6 protein-coding genes are annotated in these 7,109 nt (G+C 53.0%); 2 read left to right on the top strand and 4 right to left on the bottom strand.

The annotated features are described in order from the left end of the window. From carB to purF, 3 genes are all read right to left on the bottom strand, one after another. Positions 1–2,982, bottom strand: a 2,982-nt coding sequence (gene carB / locus R2I50_RS09990) for a carbamoyl-phosphate synthase large subunit (protein ID WP_316608995.1), incomplete at its 3' end; no start/stop codon positions are given. After that, positions 2,975–4,078 (bottom strand): glutamine-hydrolyzing carbamoyl-phosphate synthase small subunit, encoded by a 1,104-nt coding sequence (gene carA / locus R2I50_RS09985; protein WP_316608994.1) that lies wholly within the window; start codon positions 4,076–4,078, stop codon positions 2,975–2,977. The genes carB and carA, both read right to left, overlap by 8 nt. 5 nt (positions 4,079–4,083) lie before the next feature. Then, a complete protein-coding gene (purF, locus tag R2I50_RS09980; protein WP_316608993.1) occupies positions 4,084–5,547 on the bottom strand; it encodes an amidophosphoribosyltransferase in 1,464 nt (487 codons plus the stop codon). 189 nt (positions 5,548–5,736) lie between these two features. On the opposite strand from purF, the gene R2I50_RS09975 reads away from it, so the two are divergent. Then, positions 5,737–6,042: a type II toxin-antitoxin system RelB/DinJ family antitoxin gene (locus tag R2I50_RS09975; RefSeq protein ID WP_399552886.1), complete on the top strand. Its 306-nt coding sequence runs from the start codon at positions 5,737–5,739 to the stop codon at positions 6,040–6,042. Next, on the top strand, positions 6,039–6,332 hold the full coding sequence (locus tag R2I50_RS09970) for a type II toxin-antitoxin system RelE/ParE family toxin (protein ID WP_316608992.1): 294 nt from the start codon (positions 6,039–6,041) through the stop codon (positions 6,330–6,332). Before R2I50_RS09975 ends, R2I50_RS09970 begins: the two co-directional genes overlap by 4 nt. 131 nt (positions 6,333–6,463) lie before the next feature. Here R2I50_RS09970 and R2I50_RS09965 read toward each other — a convergent pair. Next, positions 6,464–7,109 (bottom strand): P-II family nitrogen regulator (locus tag R2I50_RS09965; protein WP_316608991.1); only part of this gene is annotated, 646 nt, incomplete at its 5' end.

Here is a 7,109-nt window from a genome sequence, read left to right as displayed (position 1 = left end):
GTCGAGGATCTCGGTGCTGCCCTCGCTGATCTTGCCCAGCTTGCGGGTCTTGATACCGTGCTCACGCATGACCTTTGCGGTCAGGTCGGTCGCCTCGATGTTGAAGCCGAGATTGTAGAAGCGGCGCACCAGCGGGATCGCTTCTTCCTTATCCTCGTCGGCAAGGGTGACAATGACGGTACCGTAGTTCTGCACCTTGGTGCCTGCCGCAACGAGCGCCTTGTACATCGCTCTCGACAGCTTTTTATCATAACCGATGGCTTCACCGGTAGACTTCATTTCGGGAGAGAGATAAGCGTCCAGACCCTTGATCTTCTGGAAGGAGAATACCGGGACTTTGACATAGTAACGCTTCTTCTCTTCGGGATAAAGCTGGAAAATGCCCTGCTCCTTGAGCGACTTGCCGAGGATGACCTCGGTCGCGATATCCGCGAGGCTGTAACCTGTGGATTTAGATAGGAACGGAACGGTTCTCGATGATCTCGGGTTGACCTCGATGATATAAACGTCATCGTTTTCATCAACGATGAACTGGATATTGTACAGACCGATGATGCCGATAGCTTTACCGAGCTTCTTAGCATACTGGAGGATGATACCCTTGACCTTGTCGGAGATAGAGAAAGAGGGATAAACGGAGATGGAGTCGCCTGAGTGAACGCCTGTACGCTCTACAAGCTCCATGATACCGGGGACGAATACGTCAACGCCGTCACATATCGCATCGACCTCGACCTCCTTACCCATGATGTATTTATCGACCAAAACAGGTTTATCTTCATCGATTTCAACAGCGGTTTTCAGATAGTGGCGTAAATCTTCTTCCTTACTTACGATCTGCATTGCTCTGCCGCCAAGCACGAACGACGGACGGACAAGCACGGGATAGCCGATCTCGTCGGCTGCCGCTACGCCCTCTTCGATCGAGGTAACCGCCTTGCCCGCGGGCTGCGGAATACCGAGCTCCTTGATGATCGCGTTGAAGCTGTCGCGGTTCTCGGCTCTCTCGATCGCCGCGCAGTCGGTACCGATGATCTTCACGCCTCTGTCCATCAGCGGCTGAGCGAGGTTGATCGCGGTCTGACCGCCTAAAGAAGCGATAACGCCCTCGGGCTGCTCAAAGTCGATGATCGCCATGACGTCCTCGGGTGTGAGGGGCTCGAAATAGAGCTTGTCGGCGGTGGTGTAGTCGGTGGAAACGGTCTCGGGGTTATTATTGATGATGATCGCTTCATAACCCGAACAACGAATGGTCTGTACCGCGTGAACGGTAGAGTAGTCGAACTCTACGCCCTGACCGATACGGATCGGACCCGCACCGAGCACGATGATTTTTTTCTGATCGGTGCAGACGCTTTCATTCTCTTCCTCATAGGTTGAATAAAAGTACGGCACATAGCTCTTGAACTCGGAGGCGCAGGTGTCGATCATCTTGAAAATCGGGAGAATCCCTTTTTCTTTTCGGGTATGATAGATCGTCAATTCATCGGTATTCCACAAACGCGCGATCACCTTGTCGGAGAAGCCCATTCGCTTTGCGTGATATAACGCGGCTTCATCATGGATATGATCGCTCAGATCACGCTCTGTATCGATGATATTTCTCAGCTTGCGGAGAAAGAAGCGATCGATTGCAGTCTGTTCAAAAATCGTGTCAATATCAATGTTTTGCCTGAGCAACTCGGCGATCGCAAAGATACGGTCGTCGGTGCCCTGTCGAATATAGCAGAGCAGTTCATCTGTCGCCATACTATCGAATTTTTCGAGGTAGAGGTGATCAACCCCTGTTTCCAGTGAGCGGATACCTTTGAGCAGGCTTTCTTCCAACGTCCTGCCGACGCCCATGATCTCGCCTGTCGCCTTCATCTGGGTGCCGAGGGTGTTGGGAGCGGAGGCGAATTTGTCGAACGGAAAGCGCGGCAGCTTCGTCACGACATAGTCGAGCGCAGGCTCGAATGACGCGGGCGTATTGGCAAGCGGAATCTCCTCGAGCCGCAGTCCGACGCCGATCTTTGCGCTGACGCGGGCGATCGGATAACCTGAGGCTTTAGAAGCCAGCGCCGAGGATCGCGACACACGGGGGTTGACCTCGATCACATAGTATTGAAAGGACTGCGGATCAAGCGCAAACTGTACGTTACAGCCGCCCTCGATCTTCAAGGTGCGAATGATATTCAACGCGCTGTCACGCAGCGTATGGTATTCCTTATTGGTCAGGGTCTGAGACGGACAGACAACGATGCTGTCGCCGGTATGCACGCCGACCGGGTCGAGGTTCTCCATGTTGCAGACGGTGATCGCGGTATCGTTCGCGTCACGAATGACCTCATACTCGATCTCCTTATATCCCTTGACGGACTTTTCGATCAACACTTGATGGACGGGACTGAGGGCAAACGCCTGTCTGCCGATCTCCAAGAGTTCAGCTTCGCTGTCTGCAAAGCCGCCGCCTGTACCGCCGAGGGTGAACGCAGGACGAAGTACGACAGGATAACCGACCGCCGCGGCTGCTTTTTTCGCTTCATCAAGGTTGTAGGTAATCTGTGAGGGGATGACAGGCTCGCCGATACTCTCGCACATTTCCTTGAACATCTCTCTGTCCTCGGCGCGCTCGATGCTCTTTGAGGAGGTACCGAGCAGCTCGACCTGACATTCCTTCAGTACACCCTTGCGTTCTAACTCCATTGCCAGATTCAAGCCCGTCTGTCCGCCGATACCGGGCAGGATCGCGTCGGGGCGCTCCTTGCGGATGATCTTCGCGATATATTCAAGGGTCAGCGGCTCCATATAGACCTTGTCCGCGATCATGGTATCCGTCATGATGGTCGCGGGATTACTGTTGCACAGGATGACCTCGTAGCCCTCTTCTCTGAGCGCCAAGCAAGCCTGTGTGCCGGCGTAGTCGAACTCCGCCGCCTGACCGATGACGATCGGACCCGAGCCGATGACCATGATCCTTTTGATATCCGTTCTCTTAGGCATTGTCCTTCGCCTCCTTCATCCAATTGATAAACCGGTCAAACAGATAGGAGCTGTCCTGCGGCCCCGGAGCGGATTCGGGATGATACTGCACGCCGAAGACGGCGTTTTTCGCGCACTCGACGCCTTCGACCGTGTTGTCCAGAAGATTGATATGCGTCGCGGTGAGCGGCGTTTTTTTCAGACTCTCGGCATCTACTGCGTAGGAGTGATTCTGTGAGGTGATCTCGATCTTATTTGTCAGCAGATTTTTAACAGGATGATTGCCGCCGCGATGACCGAATTTCAGCTTGTAGGTTTTCGCACCGTAGGCGAGGGACAGGATCTGATGACCCAGACAGATACCGAAGATCGGAACAGTGCCGATCAGCTCCTTCACGGCATCAATCACCTCGGGAACATCCTCGGGATCGCCGGGGCCGTTGGATAAGAAAACGCCGTCGGGATCAAGCGAAAGGATATCACGCGCGTGTGCGTTCCACGGAACGACCATCACATCACAGCCTCTTTGTGTGAGTGAGCGCACGATGTTCATTTTCATACCGCAGTCGATGGCGACGACATGATATAGATGCTCGGCTGAATCGTATCTTTGGAATCGGTTTCTGCTGACGCGGTTGACCGCGTCATGCGGGAGCGAAGTATCTTTCAGTTGTTTTTCGATCATCTCCTGCGGCGTGTCGGCAGAGGTGATCAGCGCCTTGCAGGAGCCGTGATCCCGGATATGTCGGATCAACCGTCTGGTATCGATCTCACTGATACCGACGATGCCGTAACGCTTCATCACATCCTCTAAAGGTTCTTTACTGCGAAAGTTGGACGGCTCGCCGTTGTACTCGCGCACGATCAGCGCGCCGATGGTCGGCGTATCGCACTCATAATCGTCGTCCGCCATGCCGTAGTTGCCGATGAGCGGATACGCCATGACGACGCCCTGATCGGTATATGACGGGTCGGAGAGGATCTCCTGATAGCCGACAGGCGAGGTGTTGAAGACGATCTCAACGATCCTGTCGTCCGTACAGCCAAAGCCCTTTCCGTAAAATACGGCGCCGTTTTCTAAGATCAATTTACGATCAAAATTTGATCTGTCGTACATTTTATTCATCCCTTTTGCTGTTCACTGATTTTGGTTTCAAAGCGGTTTTTTGCGGTTTTGTCGGGAATCGCGGTCGGATAGCTTCCGCCGAAGCAAGCCGTGCAAAAGCCGCTGTCCGTTCCCGTCAGCAGCCTGACATTTTCAACGCTGAGGTAACCGAGCGAGGTCACGCCGATCTCTTTTGCGATCTCAGCGGTGCTCATTCGATTGGCGATCAGCACATCGGCGGAGTCGATGTCGGTACCGTAGTAGCACGGAGCGACAAAGGGCGGCGCGCTGACGCGCATATGGATAAAGGGCGGCGCGCTGACGCGCATATGGATCTCCTTGACCCCTGCCTGCCATAACAACTCGGCGATGCGGCGGCAGGTCGTACCGCGCACGATCGAATCGTCGATCAACACGACGCGCTTATCTTTGACGATCTCACGGATCGGGTTGAGCTTGATCCCCACGCCCGCTTCACGCGAGCCCTGTCCCGGGGTGATGAAGGTACGCGCGATGTATTTGTTCTTGGTGAAACCGATGGCGTATGGGATCCCCGATTCATACGAGTACCCGATCGCTGCCTCCAAGCCCGAATCCGGGACGCCGATGACGATATCCGCGTCGACAGGGTGTTCCTTCGCGAGAAATCTGCCTGCTCTCTGACGGCATTGACTGACGGAAGCGCCGTCGATCACCGAGTCGGGACGCGCAAAATAGATGTATTCAAATACGCAGAAGTGTTTCGGCTCTTTATCGCAGTGCGCCGTGTCAAATCGCAGACCGTTTTTATCGACGATCGCCATCTCACCGGGGCGCAGATCTCTGACGAGCTTGGCGCCGACCGCGTCCAGCGCGCAGGATTCCGAGGCGAATACCACACTGCCATTATCGGTCACGCCGTAGCACAGCGGACGGAATCCGTGCGGATCACGAACGGCGATCAGCTTTTGCGGCGAGCAGATCACGAGCGAGTACGCGCCCTCAATCGACTCCATCGCCGCGCTGACGGCATTCTCGATCGAGCCATGGCGCAGCCGCTCCTGAACGACCATATAGGAGATGACCTCGGAGTCGGTGGTAGTATGGAAGATTGCGCCGTTTTCTTCCAGTTGTGTCCTCAGCAGATAGGAATTAGACAGATTGCCGTTATGGCACAGCGCCATCCTGCCTTTATGGTGATTGACTAAGAGCGGCTGGATATTCTGCGCGGCATTGCTCCCGGTGGTGGCATAGCGCACATGACCGACCGCGATATGACCTGTACCGAGGGATTTGAGCTTTTCGCCGCTGAACACCTCGCTGATTAAGCCTTCGCCTTTGATACAGCGGAACACACCGTCATCGTTTAGGGCGATGCCGGCGCTTTCCTGTCCGCGGTGCTGCAGGGCATACAGTCCGTAATAGGTCAACGCCGCTAAATCATCGTCGGCCGTGCTGTAGATGCCGAACACGCCACATTCTTCATGGATACTGTTCATCATAAAACCTCTTTTAAGCATAAAAAAGGCAAAGACGCTTTGGAGATCCAAGGCGTCTTTGCCATCAAGTATTATATTACTTGTCATGTTGTTTGTCAAGAAATGATCCGGTACTATTTTGGTCAGATGTATTGCGTTTGTGCTTACAATCGTGTATAATATACACAGAACACACGGAAAGGAGCATTGATAATGTCAAAAACCGCAAACCTTTATGTGAGGATCGAACCGGAATTAAAAGAGCAAGCAGAAAGTATACTATCCGCACTCGGAATTCCCGCATCCAATGCGATCAATATGTTTTACAAGCAGATCATATTGCAGCGCGGAATGCCGTTTGAGCTGAAATTGCCCGAACAAAGTGTATTGAACTTCAATCAACTTCCCGAGAAGGAGATCGACCTCGAACTACAAAAAGGGATCGATGACGTCAAGAGCGGCAAAATCAAAGAATCAAAGCAAGCGTTTGCCGATATCAGAAAGGATTATAAACTGTGAATTATACGGTAAACATCTCATCACAGGCGGATAATGATATTCGTGCGATCTATGAATATATTGCTTTGTCTTTGCTATCGCCGGAAAACGCGGAAGCGGTGTTATCCCGATTGGAAAGCAAGATCGAAAACCTCGATCAACTGCCAAAGCGATTTTCTGTCTATAAAAACGATATTCGATTGATGCCTGTTGACAATTATCTGGTGTTCTATTCGGTAGAGGAAAGCACTCAAACCGTTTCCATCCTGAGAGTGATGTACGGCAAGAGAGATTTGGAAAATAATATATAAGACAAAATGCAGACCCCGGGGAAGTGATCCTCGGGGTCTGTGACTTAAGGGAGCCGCTCAGAAAAAGGCAACGCTGTTGAGAGTTATTATCCGGTATTTTGAAGGGAACGGTTTCGGCTCCCGTAAATCCTTTATTCTACATCCTGCAGGGCGGCGTAGCCCTCTTCGCCGGTGCGGATCTTGACGACGTTCTCCACATCATAGACAAAGATCTTTCCGTCGCCGATATGGCCGGTGTAGAGCGCTTTCTTTGCGGTCTCGATGACGTCACGCACAGGGATAGCGGAAACGACCATCTCGACCTGAATCTTCGGCAGCAGGTTGCTTTCGAGCGGTACGCCGCGGTAGTATTCGGGCTTGCCCTTCTGAGCGCCGTAGCCCATGACATGGGTGACGGTCATGCCGGTGATGCCGAGCTTCGCCATCGCTCTCTTGAGCCTTTCAAAGCGGGCTTCCTTACAGATGATCTCGATCTTTGTGAACTTGCTGTCACCCTTTTCAAATGTGGGAACGGTCTTGACCTCGACCGCCTCGGCAACGGGGGTATCGCCGAGTACGACGGTGACGTCTTCACCGTAAACACTATAGTCCTCAGCAGTAGCCGCAAAGCCTGCGTAGGCTGACGGCAGACCGTGTTCGGTAATATCGAGACCCACGATCTCTTCCTCAGCGGAAGCACGGAGTCCGACGGTCTTCTTGATGATCTTAAAGGTAATGATCATCATAACCGCCGCATAAGCGGCAACAGAAACAAAGCCTAAGAGCTGGATGCCGAGC

It is taken from the genome of uncultured Ruminococcus sp. (assembly GCA_902785355.1).
GTDB lineage: Bacteria > Bacillota > Clostridia > Oscillospirales > Acutalibacteraceae > Ruminococcoides.
The sequence above is the reverse complement of the archived record's forward strand: the minus strand, read 5'-3'. Positions and strand labels throughout refer to the sequence as shown.